At 41.5% G+C, this 25,912-nt stretch carries 16 protein-coding genes and 3 pseudogenes; 9 read left to right on the top strand and 10 right to left on the bottom strand.

Annotation, left to right across the window (positions count from 1 at the left end; genetic code table 11):
• Positions 1 to 63 precede the first annotated feature (63 nt).
• The 3 genes from AC5JMK_RS28535 to AC5JMK_RS28525 form a co-directional block, all read right to left on the bottom strand.
• A complete protein-coding gene (locus AC5JMK_RS28535) occupies positions 64 to 531 on the bottom strand; it encodes a cyclophilin-like fold protein (protein WP_495911544.1) in 468 nt (155 codons plus the stop codon).
• A gap of 67 nt (positions 532 to 598) precedes the next feature.
• Positions 599 to 766: a hypothetical protein gene (locus AC5JMK_RS28530; protein WP_495911543.1), complete on the bottom strand. Its 168-nt coding sequence runs from the start codon at positions 764 to 766 to the stop codon at positions 599 to 601.
• 29 nt (positions 767 to 795) lie between these two features.
• Positions 796 to 1,875 carry an alpha/beta hydrolase gene (locus tag AC5JMK_RS28525; RefSeq protein WP_495911542.1) on the bottom strand — a complete coding sequence of 360 codons (1,080 nt, stop codon included), beginning with the start codon at positions 1,873 to 1,875 and terminating at the stop codon, positions 796 to 798.
• A 240-nt stretch (positions 1,876 to 2,115) separates the two neighbouring features.
• Between AC5JMK_RS28525 and AC5JMK_RS28520 the strand changes: the two genes are divergently transcribed.
• Both AC5JMK_RS28520 and AC5JMK_RS28515 read left to right on the top strand, forming a co-directional pair.
• Positions 2,116 to 3,039: an AraC family transcriptional regulator gene (locus AC5JMK_RS28520; protein ID WP_495911541.1), complete on the top strand. Its 924-nt coding sequence runs from the start codon at positions 2,116 to 2,118 to the stop codon at positions 3,037 to 3,039.
• A gap of 200 nt (positions 3,040 to 3,239) precedes the next feature.
• A pseudogene (locus AC5JMK_RS28515) lies at positions 3,240 to 3,869 on the top strand (ISAzo13-like element transposase-related protein); the annotation flags it as partial.
• A gap of 77 nt (positions 3,870 to 3,946) precedes the next feature.
• On the opposite strand, the pseudogene AC5JMK_RS28510 reads toward AC5JMK_RS28515, so the two are convergent.
• The 6 genes and pseudogenes from AC5JMK_RS28510 to AC5JMK_RS28485 all read right to left on the bottom strand — a co-directional run bounded on the left by AC5JMK_RS28510 (position 3,947) and on the right by AC5JMK_RS28485 (position 10,546).
• A pseudogene (locus AC5JMK_RS28510) lies at positions 3,947 to 5,536 on the bottom strand (IS5 family transposase).
• Positions 5,537 to 6,142: 606 nt separating this feature from the next.
• Positions 6,143 to 6,748, bottom strand: a pseudogene (locus tag AC5JMK_RS28505) (transposase); the annotation flags it as partial.
• Between the two features lie 574 nt (positions 6,749 to 7,322).
• Positions 7,323 to 7,835 (bottom strand): hypothetical protein, encoded by a 513-nt coding sequence (locus tag AC5JMK_RS28500; protein WP_495911540.1) that lies wholly within the window; start codon positions 7,833 to 7,835, stop codon positions 7,323 to 7,325.
• A gap of 294 nt (positions 7,836 to 8,129) precedes the next feature.
• Positions 8,130 to 9,167, bottom strand: coding sequence for a methyltransferase (locus AC5JMK_RS28495; protein ID WP_495911539.1), 1,038 nt, complete (start codon positions 9,165 to 9,167; stop codon positions 8,130 to 8,132).
• Positions 9,168 to 9,456: 289 nt separating this feature from the next.
• Complete coding sequence (locus AC5JMK_RS28490) at positions 9,457 to 10,152, bottom strand: hypothetical protein (protein WP_495911538.1); 696 nt, start codon at positions 10,150 to 10,152, stop codon at positions 9,457 to 9,459.
• The gene (locus tag AC5JMK_RS28485) at positions 10,139 to 10,546 is read right to left on the bottom strand and encodes a hypothetical protein (RefSeq protein WP_495911537.1); all 408 of its coding nucleotides are present in this window, start codon (positions 10,544 to 10,546) and stop codon (positions 10,139 to 10,141) included. Before AC5JMK_RS28485 ends, AC5JMK_RS28490 begins: the two co-directional genes overlap by 14 nt.
• Before the next feature lie 357 nt (positions 10,547 to 10,903).
• Between AC5JMK_RS28485 and AC5JMK_RS28480 the strand changes: the two genes are divergently transcribed.
• The 7 genes from AC5JMK_RS28480 (at position 10,904) to AC5JMK_RS28450 (ending at position 23,815) form a co-directional block, all read left to right on the top strand.
• Positions 10,904 to 17,176 (top strand): SDR family NAD(P)-dependent oxidoreductase, encoded by a 6,273-nt coding sequence (locus AC5JMK_RS28480; protein WP_495911536.1) that lies wholly within the window; start codon positions 10,904 to 10,906, stop codon positions 17,174 to 17,176.
• A 31-nt stretch (positions 17,177 to 17,207) separates the two neighbouring features.
• Positions 17,208 to 17,747, top strand: a complete 540-nt coding sequence (locus AC5JMK_RS28475) for a 4'-phosphopantetheinyl transferase family protein (protein ID WP_495911535.1) — start codon at positions 17,208 to 17,210, stop codon at positions 17,745 to 17,747.
• A gap of 62 nt (positions 17,748 to 17,809) precedes the next feature.
• Positions 17,810 to 19,573 (top strand): NAD(P)/FAD-dependent oxidoreductase, encoded by a 1,764-nt coding sequence (locus tag AC5JMK_RS28470; RefSeq protein WP_495911534.1) that lies wholly within the window; start codon positions 17,810 to 17,812, stop codon positions 19,571 to 19,573.
• Between the two features lie 83 nt (positions 19,574 to 19,656).
• On the top strand, positions 19,657 to 21,504 hold the full coding sequence (locus AC5JMK_RS28465; RefSeq protein WP_495911533.1) for an NAD(P)/FAD-dependent oxidoreductase: 1,848 nt from the start codon (positions 19,657 to 19,659) through the stop codon (positions 21,502 to 21,504).
• Between the two features lie 284 nt (positions 21,505 to 21,788).
• On the top strand, positions 21,789 to 22,142 hold the full coding sequence (locus AC5JMK_RS28460; RefSeq protein WP_495911532.1) for a hypothetical protein: 354 nt from the start codon (positions 21,789 to 21,791) through the stop codon (positions 22,140 to 22,142).
• Between the two features lie 53 nt (positions 22,143 to 22,195).
• Entirely contained in the window at positions 22,196 to 22,558 is a 363-nt protein-coding gene (locus AC5JMK_RS28455; RefSeq protein WP_495911531.1) for a DUF3291 domain-containing protein, read from the top strand.
• A 135-nt stretch (positions 22,559 to 22,693) separates the two neighbouring features.
• Positions 22,694 to 23,815, top strand: coding sequence for a DUF2855 family protein (locus AC5JMK_RS28450; protein WP_495911530.1), 1,122 nt, complete (start codon positions 22,694 to 22,696; stop codon positions 23,813 to 23,815).
• 298 nt (positions 23,816 to 24,113) lie between these two features.
• On the opposite strand, the gene AC5JMK_RS28445 is transcribed toward AC5JMK_RS28450, so the two are convergent.
• On the bottom strand, positions 24,114 to 25,745 hold the full coding sequence (locus AC5JMK_RS28445; RefSeq protein ID WP_495911529.1) for an outer membrane protein assembly factor BamB family protein: 1,632 nt from the start codon (positions 25,743 to 25,745) through the stop codon (positions 24,114 to 24,116).
• Positions 25,746 to 25,912 lie beyond the last annotated feature (167 nt).

The following is a 25,912-nucleotide window of genomic DNA, read 5'->3' as shown; positions in this document are numbered from 1 at the left end:
AGCGTTTAAAAGCTTTTGACTATTTTTAGTTTGTACTCACCCGTGGTCGATTACAAATACTTTTTATACACAAATTGTACATATTTGTATTTTTGTGAGATTTTCTGCTGCACTTGTAAGAGCAAAATTCACTTTTGAGCATAAAGAATTTCCAGACAGATAAAATTTTTCCGAGCGCGCAAAAATTAACCTAAAAATATAGCTAAGACCACTGTTGAAGCCTTGCAGAACAATATTTCTAGAAATTAGATGCGTTTGCCCTGCGAGTCCATCTGAGTAACCAAAATCTCGATAATATATCGCCAAATTCCCCCAGGGAGCGTAATAAGCAATATCTCCAACAGCAGGATCGCTGCCTGGGGGTGCATCTTGAATAGATAATCTTCTTGATAGATAACTGATTTTTTCGGTTTTCGCGTAATCGTCTAACGTCAGCGTTAATGGCAGTAGGGAAAGAAAATCCTGAGTAGTTTTGCTGTCGAGCAGAGTGGCTGTAACAATTTTGTCTTTAACCTTGATATTTATTTTCATACTGTCTGCCTGCTTGGTTAATATTTCAGTCGGCATCTTCAACGAGGCACTGCGAGTCATACTGTTGTCAGCACGGCAGGCTGAGTAACTCACGGACATCACTAGGACGAGAACTAAAATCAACATTCTCTGCTGGCAGTTTTTCCCCTTGATGGAAAACCATCTCAAAAGCATTAAGATATTCCTCCATACTGCTCGTCGCTAACCTGCTCCATCCAGCCCACAGGCTGATCATCGAGGCGTTCCTGAATAGCGATTTACACGTTACTTTAGATGTTCGGTAAAAAATGACGTGAGTTTGTCAAAGGGAATTAACTCAACTCTGTCATATAAATCAACGTGTCCTGCTTTGGGAATGATATACAATTGTTTGGGTTCGGCTGCACGTTTGTAGGCATCTTCACTAAACTCTCTGGAGTGAGCCTGATCACCCGTGATGAAAAGCAGAGGACGAGGAGAAATCGTTTCTATGTCATTAAACGGGTAAAAATTCATAAACTTCACGTTACTGCTGAGTGTCGGGTGCGTTGTGAGCTGCGGTGAGCCTCCTTTAGGCGTGTATTCCCCTCTCGGTGTCCGGTAGAAATCATAAAACTCACGCTGGATAGGGTCGGTGTTTTCATCTAATCGATGTACAGTCCCACTCGTATATTTAGTTTCACCATTGGTAAACTCTACATAACGTTGATTTGCGGCCTCCTGTTGGATTTTCTTTCTCTGCTCAAGGGTCAGCGTTTGGTTAAGTGCATTTCGGTTAGCTGCTCCCATATCGTACATACTGACAGTGGCGATCGCTTTCATTCGCGGGTCAATCTTAGCGGCACTGATAACAAAGCTTCCGCTACCACAAATTCCAATGATTCCGATTCGGTTTTTATCAACGAATGGACGAGTACCAAGAAAATCAACTGCTGCACTAAAATCTTCAGCATAAATATCAGGCGCAACAGCGTTGCGTGGTTCGCCCTCACTCTCACCCCAGAAAGACAAGTCAACAGATAAAGTTACAAACCCTCTTTCAGCCATATTTGCAGCATACACGTTGGCACTTTGTTCTTTTACAGCTCCCATAGGATGCCCAACAATGATTGCCGAATGTTTTTTACTCTGATCTAAATTCTTGGGGATAAATAAATGTCCGGCAACGTTCATTTTGTATTGGTTTTTAAAAGTAACCTTATACATCGTCACGTTATCGCTTACCTTAAAGGTTGTATATGCGGTTGGGGTGATTTTTTCCATTTCTTTTGTTTTTTCTAATTGTCCTTTTTGTTCTGCTTGGGTGTAAGTCGTCTGCCCACCGAGCATAAGAGTCATCATTCCTAAAATTAATAGATATTTCATATAATTTCTCTCCTTGGCATGATCAGATTTACAGATTGAAATTGTTGCTCTATTAATCTGATATTTCTCCAAATATTAATCTGGTGTTTATCAACAGCATTTTTACTTTTGCTGTATGAGTTCCATGATACGGGCGTAAAAATGGATAGCGTGAGGACGTTCATCGAAAAAAACCGGACAATTCTCCAAAAATCTGCCGCGTCACCTGCTGAAGCCAAACAAAGCGTTTAAGATGAATTTATGAACCAGAAACAAGCAGAATTTGAAAAGCAAAAGATGCAGATCAATCGGGAAGAACTGATCGAAAGAATGGTTCGTCTTGCTCCCGAAAACAGCCTTTTGCAAGTATTTCCGGGCATTTTCATTTATCAATCGTCGAAACCAACCCAGAGCGAGGTATCCGTATTAAAGCCTGCCTTCTGCGTCATCGCGCAGGGCAGTAAGGATGTGCTTTTGAACAATGAATTATTTCACTATGATTCCGGTCATTACTTAATCTCGACGCTTGATTTGCCGATTATGAGCAATGTCGTCGAAGCCTCCGCGGAAAAACCTTATTTAAATCTTCGCATAGACCTAGATCCGGCGGTTGTGGCTGCGGTGATGATTGAATCCGGCATCCAAATAAAAAAAAGCACTGCCGGAGTCAAGGCGATGGATGTCAGTCCAGTTGATGCCGATTTACTGGATGCGGTCGTCAAATTGGTGAAATTATTTGACACGCCGGACGAAATGAAGTTTCTCGCGCCGCTCATTATCCGTGAGATCATCTATCGACTTTTAAAGGGAAAGCAACGCGCGCGGCTGGGTCAGCTTATCACTACCGAAGGCGACGTGCAACGCATCTCTAGGGTCGTCAAGCAAATCCGCGAGAACATTGATCAGCCGCTAAAAATTGAAGATACAGCCCGTGAAATCGGTATGAGCGTCTCAGGTTTTCACTCTCATTTTAAGTCTGTTACGGCAATGAGTCCTTTGCAGTTCCAGAAACAAATACGGCTTCAGGAAGCACGCCGTCTGATGCTTGCCGAAAACATGGACGTGGCGAGTGCCAGCTTTCGTGTCGGTTACGATGACGCGTCTTATTTCGGACGGGAATATAAAAAACTATTTGGTATTCCCCCACATCGTGACATCGCCAAACTACGCAGCAATTTAGGGTAATAAGAATTGGACAGCTTTATTGGTGCAAAAGACTAATACAAAGTTGTTAAAACAGGGGACTTCCAAGCAATAAAATCACCACTTCAAAGAATGATAATCATTGTTAGAGGGGTAAGGAGAAGCAGCCAAGGGCTGCTTCTCCTTACCGCTTTTGTAGTAAATTCAATGAGGAGAGCAATTTTTGGGTATTTGGAGTGTTGATAGAATTAACTGATTCAGTCAAAAAAGTGTTTAAGGAAACAGCAAGCCAACTCAAAGGTGCAGCAAGGCGACGTTTTCAAGCACAAATTGTCATGGAATTAGGTTACGGAGGGCAACTACTGGCTCAAAAAGAGTTGGGATGGGATAGAAATACTATTCGTAAAGGAATTAAAGAACTAACCAGTGGGATTACTTGTGTAGATAATTATTTTCTCAGAGGACGCTGGAAAGCAGAAGAACATTTACCAAATCTTTTAGAAGATATTAGAAACTTAGTAGATTCTCAAAGTCAAACCGACCCTAGTTTTAAAAGTCAGAGACTGTATACACGTCTAACAGCAAGCCAAGTAAGAAAGCTATTAATCGAGAAGTATGGTTATACTGATGAACAGTTACCGAGCGAAGAAACGATTCGGTTTATGAAACGTATAGTCGAGTTTGCTCAATCTAATCAACTTAATATACGTTTAGCCTACTATCCACCCTATCACAGCAAATACAATCCAATCGAACGAGTATGGGGCATATTAGAAAAGTCTTGGAATGGCAGTATTTTAGATGAAGTTGAAACAGCTTTAAATTTTGCTCAAAATATGACATGGAAAGGTAAACATCCTGTGGTTAAGTTAGGGCTTGCTGAAAAAGTCAGAAAACAGCAGGAGAAGGATTGATTAGTCACTTCATCAGGGTTAAACATAAGTGTGTATTATCTGCACACTTTCAAAGTATAATCATCAATAATATTAGACCGTACACTAGGTCTAATTTGGAAAAATAGATATAAAAAAGCAGACAATAACCGTGAAAGTTGAGTAGAAAGATTCATGACTAAAAAAGTAATAGCAATTGCAGTCACAGAAGTATGATTTAGTTTCGTCATCACTCTACCCAAGCAAAATCGTCTTTTAGCTTGTCCAAACTTACCCTCAATAGAATTACGAATCCTTTCGTCATATGCAGCTTGCTTCTTTTTTTCTTTACTAACAGTTTTTGGCGGTCTACCTAAAGGGATGCCACTAATTCTAATCCCTCGTTCTTTGCACCAAGCTCGATTCTCTCTGGTACGATAAATTTTATCAACATGAACGGATTCTGGATAATGCCCGGTAAAGTCTTTAAAAGATTCTATTTGTGCTTTTAAGTCGGTTGATTCATTAAAGTTATCCCAACTAATATGGTCTAAAAACACATAGCCATTGCAATAACTAACCGACAATTTTGCCCCAAATTCCACAGGTTTCCCAGCTTTACCTCGAACTATGGGACGGATATGTGGTTGGCTTAAACTTACAATCCGGTCTTCAATACTCTGCTTTTTATTTTCATACATCCAGAGTTGTTGACGATAAACTTCTGTGACGACGAGCAACATCTTATATTGTCTGTTGCTTAAATTTACGAGTCTAGCTCCTGATAACATTAATTGCTCAATATGAGCTAAATTTCTTTTGATATATTGCAGTTGTTTTTTTATGGCTTTGCTTCTATCCTTTTGGGATACTCGACGTTTTTTCGCTACTGCTAGATAATCTGCTCTAGCTACTTCTCGATACGTTCTTGGTTTTTTACCCAATTGACTTTTCACCTGTTCATAAAGCAAGTCTATAATTTTTTCTGTGTGCTTTCTCGCCTGATTTAATAATTCTAAATCTGTTGGATAGCTGATATCACCTGGCGCACAAGTTGCATCTAAAATTAATTTCCCTTGATTTTTAGGTTCACTTACTTCTTTTTCTGGTTCTACTGTTTTTTGTTGAGTTGCTTGAGATGATGTTTCTAAGCACATCTTCTTCACCATCTCTTGATTTACTTTATTAACTAACTCTCCACTAATTCTTTCTCGAAAATGTACTAACATTGATGCGTCAAATGGAGTTCGATTACTATAGGATGACATCCCTATAAAGTACTGTAGATAAGGATTCTCTTTAATTTGTTCTACTGTTTCTCTGTCACAGTTTTTCTCCTCTTAAAAATGGGGCAGGCTTGGTTTAGGCTTATCCACTTGGCCCAATGAGTTATTTTTTTAGAAGCCTGCCCCATTTTTAAGTTCATTGAATCGAAGGTCGCTTATTCCTAACTTTTCTTTGATTATTAATGCGCCTAATGCCATCCGAAATGATTTCGCTGGTGCTCCCATCTCTGTGGAAAATCCGGAAGAATATTCCGATTCAAATTCTGTCCAGGGTATTAAATCAGCCATTATCACCCAACGATTATCTGATAATAACTTGCCCTCGAACGGAAGTTCAAAGCTTGACGCTGGAATTGGAGTTGATTCTTCTTTTCGGTACATAGTTATTTCTGATACACCGTGCTGAAGCTAACCACTTGATGCAAGGATATTGGGCTATTTTACCTTCTTTCCTTGCACCTGAATCCACTTATTTGCTCTTTTCATCTAGATATTGTCTTCTTTTCTTTCTTTTTCAGCAAGCCCTAATTATTATCATGCGCTTGACATTTGCTAGAGAGTGCAAAGCTTCTCATGGATATTTAAAAGAGGAAGAAAGCGGTTGCCGTCCCCAACCGCTTTCTCTCCATAATAATGATTATTATTATTGATTAAGCGTGATTTCTTGGTTTTTGTTGATTAATTTATTCTTTGGAAGTCCCTTGCAGTGTCGGCAGATTATCCTCCTACCGATACGGTTAACTATTCACGTTTTTCTGAGATCATTCAATTGCCAGCACCTAATCACAACGATCTCAATTGATCAAAGGGCAATGTATAGGTGTTTACAACAAATACGATTGCCAGAATGAATTACTTAAACTGTTGAAGTCTCGTTCATCTGCTTTTTGTTTTTCCCAATCATCACCAAAGCAACGATTGCACTTGCCAGTGCCAACCCAACAGCAATAAACATAATCAAGCGAAAGCTATCTACGAAAGCTAAGGCGATCGCATCTTTACTAAAATATCTGCGGGAATATTGGCAGTTTTTAAGACAAAAGGCGCACAACCGTATTCACTATCCCAAAGGGAAATCGGTCTGACTCTTAAATATTTACATACCTGTTTTAATTGCCAAATTGCTTTGCTAATTGGACTTTCGGCACTTGTAATTCTTTCATGTCTTAAGGGTAATGCCCAACTACCCTCATTTTCTGGTATCCAGGCAATTGTGCTATACCCCTGTCCTACGGTTATTGGTTTATTTCCCGCTATGGATGTGCCACTATGTTCATAGGTTTTTTCTTTGAGTTTAACTGCATCTGGACGTGACCAGTTAGTGTGGTCGCCTGCCAATAGAGGTCGTTTCTCCGTTAGTATCTGTTTGATATATAGCTGCATCAATTTCTGTCGCTGTGGTCTGCTATCTTGTAGTGCCTCATAGATACTTGGCCACTTGCGTCTAAATACTGGTGATAAGGACAACTCTGCTAGGCAATAAATATTTTTGGTCAGCAATATCGCATCTGTCAATTCAAAGGTAGCATCTTTTGCTCTACCTAGATATTCATAGGCGGCTTGACGGAATTGTTCTAATCTGGCACGTTTCATATTGGCGAATGAGAGTTAGTAGTATTTCTCTCAGGTTCTGCCAAAAGGGGGTCTGTATTCAATCAGACTCCCTTTTTTTCTTGAACATCACCGATTTAGTCTAAACTACAGTTGCATAAAACCAGGGCTAAAGCCCTTACTACAAGTGAATCAGTCTGGAAAAATGAATGACGATTAGCTTACCTCTCACCTCTCTAAAATCGATAATCATCGGATTGAATGTCGCGTTTGAGCATTACTCTTTTGCGTGTATTACACTTTTAGTCTCAAAGTTTTCCCCAAGTATTACACGGTACAAGCTTTAGGATATCCACAATCAAGTTGTTTCCTTGGACATCGATGCCCAAGAGAATTAATTTTTACCTATTTGCTTCACCACCATACGCTTATCCCTCTCCACAACATTTCTTACAGACTACCGGAAAATTCCGCTAGCACTGCTTATCGCCCTATTCCTTTACCCTCAAGGCATTAATTCCTGCTCGACTCTAAAAATCAGCGAACGTACAGATCAACGAAATTAAAAGGGTTTCGAGACTTAATTCACATTAGACGTATTGTAAAATCACCTTATTTAATCAACTTTCAGGCGGCTGTTTTGAGTATGAGCTGTTCCAAGAGACTGACATTCTTCTCCTGCATCATTACAGAGTAAAACTTGCTCAAAACCTTGAAAACTATTCTCTCCGGTCAAATTAATCACTTCTTCTATTCTGAAGACAAAAATTCCTTTTTGCTGAGTAATAGGGTTAAACTCTATAAACTTCTCAACGACAGCTTTAAACTCATTTTTACCGGTTTTTTTCCATACTCCATGACCGGGACGACTACCTTCAAGGGAATATGAGCTTGATTCAATTAACGTTCCCCCTTCATTAAAAGTAGCGTAAGCATAAAATATTGGCGGGTCTCCTATAGGATTTGGATCGACATCTACTGCAACACGCCAGGTTCCTATTATCTTTTTCTCGTCTGAGTTATCCAGTTGTAAGCTTTGACTGTTTGCCTTATTCTGAGCCAACCATAAAGGTAAGACAGTAAGTGCAATAATAGTTCCTAATACAGTAAAAATTTTTTTGCTGCTCATAAAATATATTGTTTCAGTAGTGTCAACAAGTGCTTTTACTGAACTATAGTATCAAGTTACCAAAGTGAGTATTATTACATTGTGTTGCATTCCACCTTACTTAGCGATCGCACCGCTTGGGAGAAATTCGGGTACATTTGACAATACCTTCGCCAAAATAAACAGAGCTTTCCGTAGTAGAGTTATTGTTTACCACAACCACAACTCAAGAACTACAGAAAGCCCATGCCAGATATTTATACCACGGCCATTTTCAAAACAGGCTCAGAGCTTGGATTTACGGTGTCTCCAAGCTTATACTCGGATTCCCTCAATCAAATTTATGTTTGACTTTGTAGTGATCACTTTGGTCAGCTTGAAGCCAGAAGCCTCAAACAGAGTTTGATATTCCATTTTTGTACGTTCACGACCACCGGAAATGGCTATTAGCATATGGATATCAAGAAACTTACTCCAGGAAGGTTCATCACCTGGTGGAACTATCTGCTCAACCAACAAAAGTTTGCCATTTTCTACCATAGCACTGTGACAATTCTTAAGAAGTGCGATCGCACGTTCATCATCTAATAAATGGATGACGTATTTGAGAATGTAAGCATCGCCACCCCTTGGTACACTTTCCAAAAAGTTTCCAGCAACAACTTGACAGCGTTCTGAAACCCCTTCTGTTTCAAGAACACTCTTTGCTCCTGCAATCACTGATGGTCTCTCAAAGAGAATACCTTCCATTGTGGGATTAACTTTCAAAATGGAGGCTATAAAACTCCCGTATCCACCACCAACGTCTACTAGTTTGTGGATAGATGAAAAGTCATATGCAGCAACGACCTCTACTTTATCTTTTGCTGAAACATTTGTCATCGCCTCATCAAAAATCTTTCCCGCCTCTGAATTTTGTGCATAATACTGAAAAACTGGCATACCATATAAATTCTGGAAAGCGTTATCACCAGTTTGTATGCTGTGGATAATATCTCCCCAAGCACGGTAATGTTCTTCACCAAAACTAATCGCAAAAGCACGTATCGAATTAGGAGCATCACTCTGAAGATAAGTCGCTAGTGGTGTGAGGGTGAAGCATCCCTGTTTATTCTCAGCAAAGATTCCCACACTAGCAAGCGCACGCATGAGTCGATAGAGAGCTTGTGGATTTGTTCTAGTTGAATTTGCCAGAAGGTCGCAACTGTGTGGGCCGTTTTTTAACATATCAGCTATACCAAGCTTTGCAGCAGCGTATACTGCTCGTGAAACCCAGTAGCTGGTTGCCAATTGAATCATTACCATTTGTGATGGCATTTCTTCTGAGATTTGAGTATTTTCTTGCAAGAACATGATTTTTATTTTTCCTTAAAATGAAAATGATTGAGTTTTTTGAATGAAGACATTTAAACCTCCACAAAAATGAGCCTCAATTCTGCTGTATTGTTTGTTATGTGATTTAATCTCTGGACTTTGCATAATTGCGGGATGATTTTGGAATTTGCATAACTCAATAATCACCGCGTCTGAGTCTTCCCACGTTCCTACGTCAGCCTCAAAACCCTATAATTCAACAAAGTCAATTTCTGGAGGTGTCTTTATACTCTTAAATCCGGATAAATACTCAAACAGCAACTTTTTGTCAGTTATCTATTGATTTGTCAATATCCGAAATTATGACATCGCTAGAAAAAGGTATAGGTTCAGGATTCATTAGGAAAGTAGTTTGTGAATACCACTGTCCATTAACCTCGAACCTTTCAAATTCGCTTTCTAAGATGGCCCAAGTACGGAGATTAAGCGCGGCATTATATTTCCATCTAAAACGGTTTGTCATAAGAAATTTACGTTCTAGTGTTTCTAAATCGCTCAAACGCCAAAAACGAGTCATTATGCGTTGAGTTAATTCGATAGCAGGAGTTTGTAATGCTATCTCCATTGGTTTATTAATGATGATTTGTTTGCGGTCGGAACATCTAACAATGGAAACGGGCCTTTCTGTTTCTCCTGCCTGTACTATCTGCTTTAATAGTGGCACAGGCAGATGTAGTAAAGAACATAGTACTTCACCATCTGTGCATAAAATCGCTTCTGCTGTTTCATCTGCTGTTGGTGATTGTTCTAATGCCATCCAACCAAAAATTTGGATGGGAGATTTACAGTATTGCCAAGTAATTTTTACCTTGCCTTTGATATTGTAGGCTGTCTCGGTCAAACATTCCCGATACATTAAAGCTAACCGTGTTGCAGCTTGTTTACTAGGAGCTTTAATTGTTATACCTTCATGGGTAAAAAAATAGTTCCAGTGAGGCTGATTGAGAACTTTAAATAGTTCCATTTCTAACACCTTTCTGATAGTTGCTATTATTGCCGTAGGTTGCAAACCAAAGCTTTTGTTGTAATTTCTCAGGTACAGCTAAGGCCTGCATTATCAAAAGGAAATCATCTTTTGTTGGTAAAACCTCAGCGCTAGCAATTAATTTGAGGTTTCTAACTCTTGTACGCCGTCGAAGCTTGTTAATATTGCGTTGAACTAACTCATGAATAGTTTCTGGTTCTGGTTCGACTTCTTTTTTAATATTTTTTTTATTTTGTCTTGCAGTGAGCGCTTCAGCAACAATTGATCCGACAAGGCTACTAATTGTTTGCCTTTCTTCTCTGGCCCAATGCTCCAGTTCCGTTTTTGTGTCTAAATCACAGATGAAAGTGACTTTTTCTTTTTTTGTTGGCATCTTGCATAAATCCACAATTCTGAACTCTTGTCTAGCATGGTCTATGCTCCTTAAGGGATAAATTTGAGTTCTAACCCTATTGACAGGTTCGGAACTAAAAATTACTATATCATTAGTAACGAAAAAATGTCTATAACAAACACACTTGATTTTTATTTATAAAGATAAAATTGTTTCGGCGATTATTTATTGTGGACAAAACAAAGACTTGAAGCCTAATTCAAGTTGGCTTAAATTTGATCAATTGCTTGAAGAGGATAGAAAAAATATATCAACCAGCCTGCATTAAAAGTACCTGCTTCAACGGCAATAAAGCAATTTCAGTTGAAAGTGGAATTAAACACACTGGAGCATCTAATGTCTAATCCTGCGATCGCAGTTATTGGAATGGGTTGTTGGTATCCTGGCGCCCATAATTTACCGCAGCTTTGGGAAAACATACTTGCCAGGCGGATTCAATTTCGCAGGATACCCCAGCAGCGACTACCACTTTCTGAGTACTACGATCCTGACCCAACTTTGGCTGAAAAGACCTACGCAAATCGTGCTGCTGTCATTGATGGTTTTAAGTTCGATTGGATTGGTAAACATATTCCCAAACAAACTGTTGAATCGGCAGACATTGTTCATTGGCTAGCACTTGAAGTTGCACTTTCTGCTTTAGAGAATGCTGGGTATACACGTAAAAACGTTGTCACTAAACGTTCAGGTGTAGTACTTGGTAACACACTGACCGGGGAGCAAATGCGGTCTAATGTGATGCGCTTACGCTGGCCCTACGTTCAAAAAGCAATGCGCGCAGCCGCCGAAGCCAGAGGATTGCCATCACAATTATTAAATGAACTAATAGAAACTACGGAAGAATACTACAAGTCAGCATTCCCAACAATCACAGAGGATTCTCTGGCTGGATGCCTTTCCAACACTATAGCTGGCAGAATCTGCAACTTTCTTAACTTCAACGGTGGTGGATATGTAGTGGACGGTGCTTGCTCTGCTTCACTAATCGCAATTGCCACCGCCGCTACAGCCTTAGTTAATCATGATTTGGATTTAGCACTTGCTGGAGGTGTCGATGTTAGTTTAGATCCTTTTGAGATCGTTGGATTTGCCAAGATGGGCGCAATTACCGCTCGAGACATGACAGTCTACGACAAAAAAGCTAGCGGTTTTATTCCAGGTGAAGGTTGTGGTTTTGTTGTCCTCAAACGTCTAGAAGATGCTCGTCGAGATGACAACTATGTGTATGCAGTATTGCGTGGCTGGGGTATTTCTTCTGATGGCAGGGGCGGCGTTACTGCACCTAAAGCGGAAGGTCAAGCGATCGCACTTTTGCAGGCCTATGATCGAGCAGGTTACAACATTCGCAACCTTAATTTGATTGAGGGACATGGTACAGGTACTCCTGTGGGCGATCGGGCAGAACTGGAAGCCATTGGACTAGCTATGGCTGCTGATGGGGAGATAACTAAGCGCAGTTGTGGCATTACCTCCTTTAAATCAATAGTTGGTCATACAAAAGCAGCAGCAGGTGTAGGAGGATTTATCAAAGCTGTAATGGCCGTTAATTCTCGCATCCTACCACCAACCGCTAGTTGCAAAGAACCTAATCAAGTATTTGAAACATCTGCTAGCTGTATCTACCCAATCCTGCAAGGAGAAATCCGCAGTCAAACCGAAACTCTACGAGCAGGTGTTTCGGCAATGGGATTTGGCGGCATTAACTGCCACGTAACTCTTGAGTCTGGCGATCGTCCCTCTGTTTGTCTAGCAACATCTATTGAAGAGCGTGCTTTACTTGTTTCTAAGCAAGATACAGAACTGTTTGTACTCGGTGCAGAGTCAACTTTAGGTTTGCGGCGACGCACCCAGGCTGTAATCAGCCTTGCAGAAGGAATTAGCGTTGCCGAACTTACCGATCTGGCAGCACACCTGACTCAGGAATTGGATTTAAAATTCCCAGTTCGGGCAGCTATCATTGCTGATACACCCGACGAGTTGATTGACAGTCTCCAGCAACTTGAGAAAATGTTGAGCAACAAACCTCCTGCTAAAGGAGAGATCGCGATTAGCCTACAAAAAAATATCTGGCTTGGTAACACAGTTTCTCGCCGCAGAATTGGTTTTCTGTTTCCCGGGCAAGGTTCTGGACAATTGAACATGGGGCGCACCCTTGTTGAACGCTATAGCTGTGCTAGCGGACTTGTAAAGCAAGCAGATGGCTGGTTACAGGAAATGGGAGCGCAAGCAATTAGTCAATTCATATTCCGTCCTTTAGATCGAGCTGTTAATGCAGAGCAGATTCAGGAGTGGTCAACAGCACTCACCCAAACACAAGTTGCTCAACCTGCTATTTGCCTAACCTCTTTGCTTTGGACTCGTAGACTTGCTAACCTTGGCATCAAGCCTGTGGCAGTAGCGGGACACAGTCTTGGTGAACTTACTGCTTTTCGGGTTGCAGGTGCTTTTGATGACAAAAATTTGCTAAACCTCGCTACAGTTCGAGGGCAAGCCATGTCTACATCAAAAAACGATGCCGGAACTATGGTCAGTTTAGCTTGCTCGCACCAAGCAGCCGTTAAACTCTTGCAGCAAGTTAGTGGTTATGCTGTTGTAGCAAATATCAACAGTCCTAAGCAGGTGGTTATATCTGGCGATCGCCCAAGCATTCAACAAGTGATTCAACTTGCCGCAGATCATGGCATTCAAACATATCAACTTCCTGTTTCTCATGCATTTCATTCTCAATTGGTTTCAGGAGCAGTCGAACATCTCCAAAATCATGCATCAGTTCCAGAAAACCTTGGGGAAATCACTATCCAGCTATTTTCAAGTGTGGACGGACAACAAGTACAACCAGGACTCAAACTGCGCGAGCATTTTGCACACCAAGTTACAGCCCAAGTCAACTTTGTTGCTTTGGTTGGAAAACTAGCCCAGTCATGCGATTTGATTATAGAGGTAGGCCCTGGAAAAGTTCTCTCAGGTTTAGTAAAAGATATTTTTGAACCGAGTAGTTTTCTGTGTCTACCTGTTGAGTCAAAACCTGGAATGGACAGGGATCTCAACACCGTGCTAGCCAGTCTTTTTATTCACGGTAGCGAAATCAACTGGGAAGCGCTTTATGAAAAGCGTCTTGTCCGACCTTTTATCCCAGCATCAAATCGTGTTTTTATTGAGAATCCTTGCGAGCATCCATTTCAAGTCTCTGCTGTTACTCCATCCCGAACCATATTACCTTCTCAAGATCGGGTCGAGTCAATGGTTGCTGATGGCAGCAATGTTTCCCCACAGGTTGTATCTCAAGTACTTTTCGATTACCTCTCTCAAAGAGGCAAGTTTCTCGCCGAGGTAGTGCGAGCAGACATGCAAAACTTGCCGTCACTTAACAATGGTGCCGTTAAGGATTACCACCAAGCACAAATTTCTCCCGTTTCTGTGGAGCCAAAGTTAAAAACGAAGGTAGAAACCTCTAATAGCCATAACAAGACAGAAGCGATTGAGGAACTTCTGTTAAATCAGGTTGCTCAACGCACAGGATATCCCAGAGAAAACATTGTACTGGAAGCAAGACTGCTTGACGATTTAAACTTAGACTCGATTAAAGCTGGTGATCTAATTGCAACTTTGGCTAAGGAATGTAATATAGCAGGTAAGATTGATCCAGCAACTCTTGCCAATGCGACACTCCAAGAAATAGCTCTTGTGATTCGTGCGGCGATCGCAAATAATCAAGAAGCGATCGCCCCAGAGTTAACAGTATCTACTCAAGCCTTAAATTTGCCAGCATCAATACCTAATCTTCTGTTGAAACTGGTAGAAGAACGTACAGGTTTTCCCCGAGAAACCCTGTCGATGAACTTGCGTCTACTCAATGATTTAAATCTTGACTCAATCAAAGCCGGGGAGTTAGTTGCAGAAGCAGCCAAGCGCGTCCAAGTACCAGGACGTCTTGATCCTTCACAATTTGCTAACGCCACCTTGACGGAAATTGCCAATGCTCTACAAAAGCTTGATTCAGAAGCAAGTACCTTAGAGCATTCACAGCCGAATGTACCTCAAGCCCCTAAGAGTTCGACTAAACCCTCAACTTTGGCAAGTTTGGGGCAAAAGTCTTGGGCGCGTAACTTTAATATTGAATATGCCATTGAGGAAGCTCAAGCAAACCTGAATGACAGCCAACAAAACCATTGGAAAACCGCAAATGTGCTGATTTTCTGTACTCCGGAGCAGGGAACTGTAGCAGAAGCATTGCAAAAAGAACTGCAAAGCCGAGGCGCACAGGTTCATGTAAAAGTCTTTGCGGAAGCAAATGAGGCGTTAATTAACAACATTGATTGTTCTCACTTTATTGCTTTTCTTCCTCAAGTGACAAGCGATCAGTTGTCAGCAGACGTTAATTTAGAAGAAATCATCAGACGGCTACATACCGTAGCAACACTCACACCTGTTATCAGCGAACCACACAAGCCCACGACCTTGGCTTTTATTCAGTTTGGCGGAGGATATTTCGGTAAGCAACCACAGGTTGCCAATATCGAACAGTGCTGTGCAACAGCCTTTGCAGCCAGTATCCATGTCGAGCGACCCAATTTGAAAGTCCGAGTGATCGATTTTTCTACAGAGATTAATCCAGCTTTGCTGGCAAAACATTTAATCTATGAACTCTCCACACCTGAGATTTATACGGCAGTTGGCTATGATTGCGAACTGACTCGACGTATTCCTCGACCAGTTTTACAGCATCCAGCAAGTTATGCAACCAGAACAATTTCCTGGTCAACAGACGATGTTATCTTAGTCATAGGTGGTGCTAAAGGCATCACTGCTACCTGCGCTCTTGCTTTTGCCCAAGCAACAGGCGTGCGTATGGCACTAGTCGGCAGTTCACCCCAGCCACAAGGCGAAGACAATGAGATTGCTAGCACACTGGAAAGCTTTAATAATGCAGGATTAACTTGTCAATACTATCAGTGTGATATTACCCACGCAGAAGCAGCGATCGCTTTGATTCACCAAATCCGCCAAGAAATGGGCAACATCACAGGTATGATCCACGGTGCTGGACTCAATAAAGCTAGAAGAGTAGAGCAGGTTTCTGTACAAGCTGCACGTGCAGAAGTTGCACCTAAAGTCCTCGGCGCTCTCAATCTCTGCAATGCGTTGCAAGACAATCCACCAAAACTTTTTGTCGGCTTTGGATCGATTATTGGTATCATAGGTGTGCCGGGTAATGCTTGGTATGCTTTTTCAAATGAAGCACTAGATATGATTTTGCGCCGCTTTGAGGCGGAACATCCAGAAACATCTGTTCTTACCATCGCCTTTACTGATTGGGAAGAGGTTGGCATGGCAGAACGTATGGGTAGTATTCCAGCTTTAGTTAAGCTTGGACTCTATCCCATCTCCAAAGAAGAAGGAGTGCGTCGATTCCTGAAGTTGATGCTGAGTGACCCTGGCGATCGCCAAGTTGCAGTTGTAGGCAGAATAAAATATGATACATGGTTACCAAAGCTGCCCTCAGTGCCATCTGCCTCAAGGTTCTTAGAGCAGATCATCCATGTCGAACCTGGTGTGGAAGTGATATCACGGGTTCACCTGAGTATAGAAAAAGACGTTTATACCCAGGATCACATATACAAAGGATCATATCTATTTCCCACTGTATTTGGTCTGGAAGCTATGGCTCAGGTGATTGCCTATGCTACAGGTCAGTCTCACTTCTCAGCACTGCGTATTGAAGATATCCGCCTTGAGCGACCCATTGTAGTAGACTCTGTAGAAGGTGTGGATATTGAAATTCATGCAGAGGTGATTGAAGACTGGTCTGCTGGTGCTAAACAGAGGGTACGTGCAGGTATAAGAACAGAGCAGACAGGCTTTGCTATAGATCATTTTTCGGCAACCTTTGTCTTGAATATCGATAGCAATCTACCCAAAGTGACTGTCGAACTCCCAGAAACTCCTTTAGATATTCAGCCACAGCAGGATCTCTACAGTTGGTTGCTATTCCAAGGTCTACGTTTTCAGCGCCTCCAGGAGATTTATACTCTTAACGCCAACCAATGTGTCTTTAGTACAGAAATACGCGCGTCTTCGTTAACGGGTAAGGATAGCTTTGCTGGTAAAATTTCATCTCCTTTACTACTTGGAGACCCATTTTCCCGAGACTCGCTACTGCAAGCTGTGCAGCTGATCATTCCACAAGATATTAGTCTTCCAATTCGTATTGATAGTATCGAACTCTATCAACTAGATAAAAATGTTTCACACAAGGCTATTGCAGTTGCCACCCTTGAAGGTCGAGATGGTCAACAATATAGCAGTACCGTCTTTGCCTTTAACAAAGATGGGCAAATGATCGAAAAGCTAGAAGGCTATCAGTTAAGAATTCTAGAGCATCGAGAAGATCATCCCACAGCCCAAGAACTAGCACAGCCAAGCCAACGAGATGAACAAATTTTGTGTACTCAATTAACTCATTGGGCTGAACAATTTCAGCTAGCTGTACCAGAAGTATCTCTAGTTTATCTTCCAGGTTTACATGAACTATCTAGAGCGGAACGTCATCAGCGAGAACTTCCTGTGTTCTCAAGAGCGATCGCAAAGCTTCTTAATACTAATAAATAATGGCATCACCTCTAATTAGTAGGAGTGTTAAATGGTGGACACATCGCTATCAACTTCACTAAAAGTCAAGGATATCAATATTGACCATACACCAATGCCCCTGCAAAATACAGGTCTGCAAAAGGTTCAGATTAGATGGCTTGATTCAGGTAAACCTATACTTGAAGGACTAGAAGGAAAGGATATAAATGTGTCTCTCTCTCATGATGACTATGTCTGCATGTGTGTCGCTGGTTATGGGCTTCAAGGTTGTGATATTGTTCCTGTCACACGTAGAACACAACAAGAATGGATGGCTTTGTTGAGCTACGACCGCGAACCATTGATGCAACAGTTGTTAAATATTCATGACTCCCTAGACCAAGCTGGCATCCGTATCTGGGCGGCAGTAGAGGCTTTGCGTAAAGCAACCAATGCTTTGGATATTGACTTGGCCATTACTCAAACCAAAGAAAATTGTGTTTTGTTTGAGAATGTATTTTCAGGGGATAAGCTACAAGTCCTCACCTTTCCTATTCAACTGACTCGGGGGGCTGAAAGAATGGTGGCGCTGGTTGTACAAACTAATTAGCTTATAAGTTCTGAATACAAAGTTATGGTCAAATGTAAAAATCAACACGGAGACAGTTGTGAATGCACAGCACTCAATTATCAGAATATGATGTCATAGTACTAGGTGCAGGATTTGCTAGTAACTGCCAAGTCCGACACCTATTGCTGAAGATTCCCAATATTCGAGTAGCTCTCATTGCTCCTTGTCTAGAAGAAGATTTAGAAGCAGACTTCAAACCTGGTGAGTCAATGATTGAAATTGGCACACTGTTTGTTTGTAAAGAACTTGGTCTTTATGACTATGTAGTTGAAAATCATCTGCCCAGAGCCGGCTCGAATTTCCACTGGCCGAAAGACCCTACTCAAACGGAAATTGCAGATGACTACTATCATATTTGGTGTAATCGCCAACCTGAACTTGATTCTACTCAAATAAACAGCGCTAGATTTGAGCAAGACTTGCTACACATGAACAAAGAGATGGGTGCTGAGTTCTTTCAAGGCAGTGTTGTTGATGTAGATTTGACCCCAGGTGATGCCTTAAAAACAGTTAAAGTGCAGTTGGGCAACGAAAAAATCCAACTAAAAGCCAAACATATCATTGATAGTGCAGGTCGCAAATTTATTGTCGGACATAAAACAGACAATCTTCTGTTTGAACCAGAAAATCTGGATGGAGTCAACGTTGGCTCTGCATGGGTCAATATCAAACATGTAAATCGTGATATTTTCCACAATGGTTATGATCCATACGGTACAACTTGCAGCCATTACTATGCCACCAATCATTGGTTTGGTTATGGTCACTGGGTGTGGATGATTCCCACAGATAAGTACACTCAAGAAATCTCTATTGGCGTGATTCATCACCGTGATGTGATTCCGGCTGCTGACATTAATACTCAGGAAAAGTTTTATGCTTTTCTTGAGGCAAATCACACCAATTTGTACAAGTTACTCAGCAGTGGTGACAGTGACAATGTTGATTTTCACTATTTACCAAGCATTACTCACACCAGTAAGGTTATGTTCTCATCAGATAACTGGTATGTGCTTGGTGATGCAGCCTGCTGTTTCGATATCTTCTATTCTTCAGCAACAACAATGATTTCATTCAGCATCGAAAGCATCACAGAAATCATCCGCGCTAAACTCGCTGGCGAACCTGATGCTGAAGAGAAGCGCTCTGCTTATAACGACTTCTGTATTACTTACGCACGCCAAGTCAACCATCTGATGAAATATCGTGTTCAGCAACTGGGACACGCCAGTGTTATGAGTTGGCGCATCTACTTGGAGTATATATGGCTTTTTGGGTCAACTTTGCCAGTGTATGTAGGCAAATGGTTTTTAGACCCAAACTATATTCGTGCGTATCTCAAGAAAACTCCTAGTTTCCAGAGAGTGATTTCTGAAGTGTACGAGGACTTTAACAAGTTAGTAGACCGAGGTGCCAATATCGGATTGATGGACATCTACCGAGCCGATCAATTGTTTGGAGATTACACACCAGTTAAGCCTCAAGACGACTACTTGGAAAACACAAAATTTGAACCCAAGTATTGCAATATCTTTGCTAGCTTAAAACAAACTTACTTTTACACTGCTATCTGGTACATCCTTCTCCAATGGAAAGGCTTTGGTCTTTCGGGTGTGCTAGCTCTAGGCCATCTCTACAACTTCTTTAGTTTGTTGAAAGGAGCACTAGACAGTGCTGTGAGCGAGAAAGCTTACTTGCAAGAGACTAAACATATGCCTACTAACACTGAAGTGGCTGAGATGCGACAGGAGTTTAAAAACTACCGATATCAAGCACAATTGCAGCCAAGGTCTGAGGTTGGATGACGACTGGAAAACCCAAAAATTTTAGCGTTTCATCTTGACCTGATTGCAAATTGATTTTTAACAAATTAAAAGTGGAGTTGTCAATGCATACTATTCAACAGCAAGAATACGACGTCGTTCTTATGGGTGCAGGTTTTGTAGGAGTCTGTCAAGCTCGGCACCTCTTGCTTAAGATCCCAAATATCCGAATTGCTCTGGTTGACCCCCGCCCAGAGGAGCGTACAGACAAAGACCTCAAACTTGGTGAATCAATGGTCGAAATTGCGACCTTGTTTGTGTCTAAGGAATTAGGTCTTCATGAGTACTTAATTGAAAATCATCCTCCCAAATCTGGGTTGAATTTTCACTGGGCTAAAGACCCGGCGAAAACAGAAACAACTGACGATCACTACCACGTTTGGTCTAATCGACGCTCACCCATTCAAACTTTTCAAATGAACCGGGCTAAATTTGAGCGGGATTTATTGAGAATGAACAAAGAAATGGGTGCTACCTTCTACAATGGTCGCGTGGTTGATGTAGATTTGACTCCAGGGGATGCCCTCAAAACAGTCAGAGTCAAGCTGGGTAATGAAGACATCGAACTCAAGGCCAAACATGTCATTGATGGTTCGGGTCGCAAGTTTATTATTGGACATAAGACAGACAACCTCTTATTCGGCCCAGAAAATCTTTTTGGAATCAATAGTGGTTCAGCTTGGGTACGGGTTAAACATGTAGATCGAACTATCTTTCATGACGGTTATGATCCCTACAGTGCAACTTGCAGCCATTACTATGCCACTAATCACTGGTTTGGTCATGGTCACTGGTTGTGGATGATTCCCACAGACAAGGATACTCAGGAAATATCAATTGGTGTTGTCCATCACCATGATGTGATTCCGGCTTCTGATATTAATACTCAAGAAAAGTTTTATGCTTTCCTCAAAGCAAATCATGCCAACTTGTATAACTTGCTTACTAGTGGTGAGAATGTAGACTTTCACTACTTACCAAGACTTGCCCATAAGAGCAAGGTTATGTTTTCCCCAGATAACTGGTATGTACTTGGTGATGCGGCTTGTATTTTCGATGCTTTCTATTCTTTAGGAACAACGATGATTTCGTTTGAGATTGAAAGTGTGACAGAAATCATCCGCGCCAAACTCGCTGGTGAACCTGACGCAGAAGAGAAGCGCGCTATCTATAACAAATTTAATCTTGCTTATACTAGTACAGTTAACCACGCCATGAAAAATCATGACAAGCATCTTGGTCATGCCAGCATCATGAGTTGGCGCATTTACTTTGAATATATGTGGTTCTTTGGGTTTATTTTACCTATGTATGTGGGCAAATGGTTTTTAGATCCACAGTATATTCATGCGTACTTGAAGAATGCTGGTGTCGGCAAGAGAGTCATTTCTGATGTATACGAGCAGTTTAGTAAGCTTGTTGATCAAGATGCCAACATTGGGTTGATGGATGCCTACCGAGCAGATCAATTGCTTGGACATTACTGCACGATTAACCACTTTGGTAATTATCTAGAAAACGCTAAACTTGAACCTAAAAAGCATAACATTTTTACGAGTTTGACATATGCCTACTTTTACCTTGCTATCTGGTACATAATGTTCCAGTGGAAAGGCTTTGGGCTTAAGGGCTTACTGGCTCCGCGAAATCTCTACAATGTCTTCGGTTTGTTGTCTTCATCAGCCAGTTTTGGTTTCAGTGCATTGGGCTACTGGATTAAGACTAGAGGTGTGCCTACTAATAGCCAGGTGGCAAAAATGCGCCAAGAGTTTGGAGGCTACCAATATCGACCCGAACTCCAGCCTTGGACACAGGATATAACTACTCTTAGAGTAAAATCTCAAGGCTCTAGTGACCAACAGCTAAACAGTACAAATGTGTCAAAAGTTCGAGAAGTTAAAGTTTCTGGTTAAATGACAAGAATGTTTGTGGTGATCGCTGAGATGACAATACGGTTCGGATAAGACAAATCGATTGGCATTTAAACCCTGTAGAGACGTTCCACTGCAACGTCTCTACATTCCCAAATCATGACGAAAAATCCTTAACCGAACCGTATTGGCTGAGGTGATCGCTACAAGCTTAAACAAAAATCTTTTCAAAACAAGAGTTGCGATGTTTATTTTCTCAAAGTTGCATACTCCCAGAATTTCAATTGGCTCACTATCCTGATGAAACTTCTTGGTAGAGCAACAGTATGTCTGAATTATCTCAAACTTTAGATTGCTACAAAATTCAGAAGGGAATTCATTTGTTGGGATTGAATGTTTCAGAGTCAGAACTGAAAGAACTACTGTCTGGAAATAGCATTTCACTCGAAAGTAGAGATTTAAGTGAAATAGGTTTATTGTTTATTCTTGCAGAAGCACTTTCGGCGTTGATTTCCTTTAAGAAAGTTACTTTTCGAGATTTATCAGAGGTGATAACAGAAGATTTATCTAGTCCTGGTATTCCAATTTTCTATTGGAATTTAGAAGTTGGTAGATGTTGTTTGTACTTAGCTTTAGTTAATAGTCAGCCTGCATTAAAAATTTGCTATCAGCGTTTCTAAAAAAAATTTATGTTACACAACTTTTTTATAGTAAAAGGAAGGAGAGAGTAAAGATGGTATTTGTATCTTCAACATATATGCGTCTCAAATCACCTCTTTATATTCCACTGCTGGTCTTCTATGGTCTGCGGACTATACTTCAAGTTGAATGTGCCTCTGGCAAGCTCAATACTCGATATCGATGGGTAGATGGCGAATTTTGGACGCTCAGTCTCTGGGAAGACGAAGCATCAATGAAAACCTATCGTAATCAAGGAGTACATCGTCAAGTCATGCCAAAGCTAGTTAAGTGGGGCAGCGAAGCAGGTTTTGTAAATTGGCATCAAGAAAATACGAAACTTCCAGATTGGCAAAGCGTAGAACAACGTATGCAGGAAAAAGGAAGGCGGCAAAAATTTGGGCATTTTGTGAGATGAAGGAAGAAGACGCTATTTGAATGTACTTAACTAGGAATAAAAATTAAGTTGAGCACCAAAACTTAATTCTCTACAGAAAATGCTTAACCTATTTCTACAAACCTTGATTTGTCAAAAACTCCATAGGAAATACTAATGTTGACAACTATTGGAAATGCTACAGACTTTATCGTACACCGAAAAGACCCAAGCCAATATAAATTCGTCTCTACAGAAATTGATGCAGATTTAAAATCAGATCAAGTGCTCTTAAAAGTCGATAAGTTTGCATTGACCGCGAACAATATATCTTATGCTTTGGTAGGAGAGGCTTTAGGATACTGGGACTTTTTTCCTGCTGCGGAGGAAGCTTGGGGACGTATTCCAGCCTGGGGATTTGCTGAGGTCGTTCGTTCTAAAAAAGACAGTGTGGCAGAAGGCGATCGCCTTTTTGGATTCGTGCCAATGTCAACTCATCTCATACTGCAACCTGATATTGTATCCCAAGAAGGCTTTATCGATGCATCACTGCATAGGAGCAAGTTTCCCCCATTGTACAATCAATACCAATTGCTAAAACACAATTCCCTCTATGTACCAGAACAAGAAGACCTCTGGGCGCTTTTTTGGCCACTATTTATGAGCGCTTTTGTGCTAAATGAGTTTTTGAACGAAAATAACTTTTTCGACACCCAAGCAATTTTGATTTCTAGTGCATCAAGCAAGACTGCGATTGGGCTTGCATTCCTTTTATCTCAGAACCAGAACTCTCAATGCGAGGTAATTGGTCTTACCTCATCAAGAAACTTGTCCTTTGTTGAAAGTCTTGGATATTATAACCAGGTACTGACCTACGACCAGATGCAATTGCTTCCTAGCAATTTATCGGTAGTGTATGTGGATATCGCGGGTGATGGAGACGTATTGAGTACTCTTTATAATTATTTTCATAACATAAGCTACAGTTGTTTGCTAGGTGCAACTCACCGGAAACGTCGGAGCAGCTTAGAAATCAATAGTATACTTTCAGACCCCCGTCCAACGTTTTTCTTTGCTCCAGAGGAAATACAAAAACGAGTACAACAATTGGGAGTCAATGGTTTTCATAAAATTTTTAGTCACTCATGGTCACAATTTTTGTTGTCACTAAGCGAGTGGATTCAGATAGTTTCCAGCACAGGCAAGACAATCATAGAGAAAACTTACCTAGATATACTTGCAGGTCGTTCAAAGCCAAATCAAGGCCACATCCTTTCTCTTCAAAAAGGAGAACATTAATATTTTAGGTTTTAATAGGTGATGTAGCGAAACGGTTTAACTCCTAACTAGCAAATTTCATAAGCCTTATATAGCAAAGCTTTTAGCCCTGGTTTGAAAAATGTGCTAGTTTCATTCGTTGCTAGCAACGAAAAAATGCGGCTAGTCGGGCGCTCATATTGTGCACGGGTTAAGTTACTGGGGTATGCACCACGAGTGTCGCTCTCTCAAGGCTGCTTGATATTATTCACTGTGTATACTGAGAGAGCTTTTTTACAACTGCCTGACTTTTCAAACAGCTTCTAACAGTACCAAAGCTCTATGGCAAGACTGTGAATGCATAGAACTGATTATTCGACACGGTTGGACCGTAGCGCTTGTAGCCAGACCCCCAATACACTGAGCCATTAACGACCGCTGCACCTGCAACCACTGACCCTCCACTGTTAAATCTCCAGAGAATATCACCAGTCTTTGAGTCCAATGCATACATATTATTTACGCCTTGCCCTGCTGCCATAGAGCCAGCATAAACAACTCCATTCGCTACTGTCATTGGAGCCTGAGCGCTCCCAAGAGGTAAAGTCGTTGGAGGCAGAGCGTCCTTATCGCCTGGGTCTGCAATCTGCCAGATAATTTTGCCAGTTGCTGGGTCGAGCGCACTCCATGACCCACCTGTGATAGTCTCACCTGAGGGCTGTAGCGTGTGCTTCTGGGATAGGGAGTTTGAGTTCGCAACATAAATTTGTTGGCCATCCGTAGCCGAACCCCACATTATTCCACCTAGTGGACCACCAGGGCCAACGATTTGGCTCCAAACAACTTTGCCGCTATCTGGGTCAAGCGCCCAAAATATACCGCTCTTCTGCCCAGCGCCGACTAAGTCGCGTTGTTTTCCAGCATTCTTCACAGTAAACAGTATTGGTGCCTGACCAAAATCATAGTCCTCTCCCTTTGGATCCGGGCAATTTGCCAGATTCAAGCCTACAAAGCAGGCTAGATTAGATGCATCGTATCCCTGCAACTTATTTGACCACTTAATCGCGCCGGTATCGAGATTGAGTGCCATGATCGCATCAAAATGATTGTTGGGATCGAGACACTGCGATTGATTGTTGGGCGTTGAGAGATTTGCAATGCAATCTTTTACCGTCTGAGGCACATTGTAGTTATTACCTGTTGTTATATATACCAAGTTGCGCTTAGGATCAATTGTTGGTGTGCTACCCCACACTGCTGCACCTGAGTAGCCACCTGGCTGACCACCGTTGTCCGGTACGGTGTAGGTCTTCCACAATATCTTGCCGGTGGTTAAATTGACCGCCGTCATGCTGCCGCGAAAGATACAGCACGGATAATTTGGATCTATACTACCTATTGTCTCTTCCAATGAGGAAATCCCAATATATATACGGTTGCCATAAATAGCTGGAGACTGAGTGATGATAGCGTTTGGATGGGAGTCAAGTTTTGTCTTCCAGATTAGCTCCCCTGTATTTTTGTTAATTGCCATCAGGAAGGCACCTTCCTGACTACCGATAATCACTTTGTTCCCCTTAACCGCTGGACTTGTACGCGAAACCGCTTTTGGGATACTTGGGTCGCCGATGTAGTTGGCGATACTATTTGACCAAATCTGTGTACCTGTCCGTGCATCGATCTTGAACAAGTCACCGCCCCAGTCAGGCAAGTATACAGATCCATCTAAGATCGCTGGTGTCGCCGAGATGTCACCGCCTGTTGTAAAAACCCATTTAGGAGACAATTTAGCCACGTTCGCTGGACTGAGGTATTCTTCAGTTGCTTGATAACGAGTATTGTTTAGGTTCTGACCACCCAACCTCCACTCACTTTTTATATTGGCACCACTGCCGATTGTCGGCATAATCAGGAGCGATGCCACCGTAACAATTACGACCACCCATTTGCAAAATGAATAATTTCTAATCACTGTCACTACCTGTTTTATCTGTTGCCAATCAGTTCTTTTGCCCGGATTTCTCACAAGGGGCGCGATCACTACCGGCAACTAAATATAAGCGAATATGGCATATTTGCACAACTCTGCCCGTTCGCTTATTTTGAGATAACAAAAGGAATTAATGCCTTGGTGGGTAA

Source organism: Pelatocladus sp., assembly GCF_059505505.1.
Note: the sequence above shows the minus strand (reverse complement) of the source record. Positions and strands in the feature narration are given on the sequence as shown.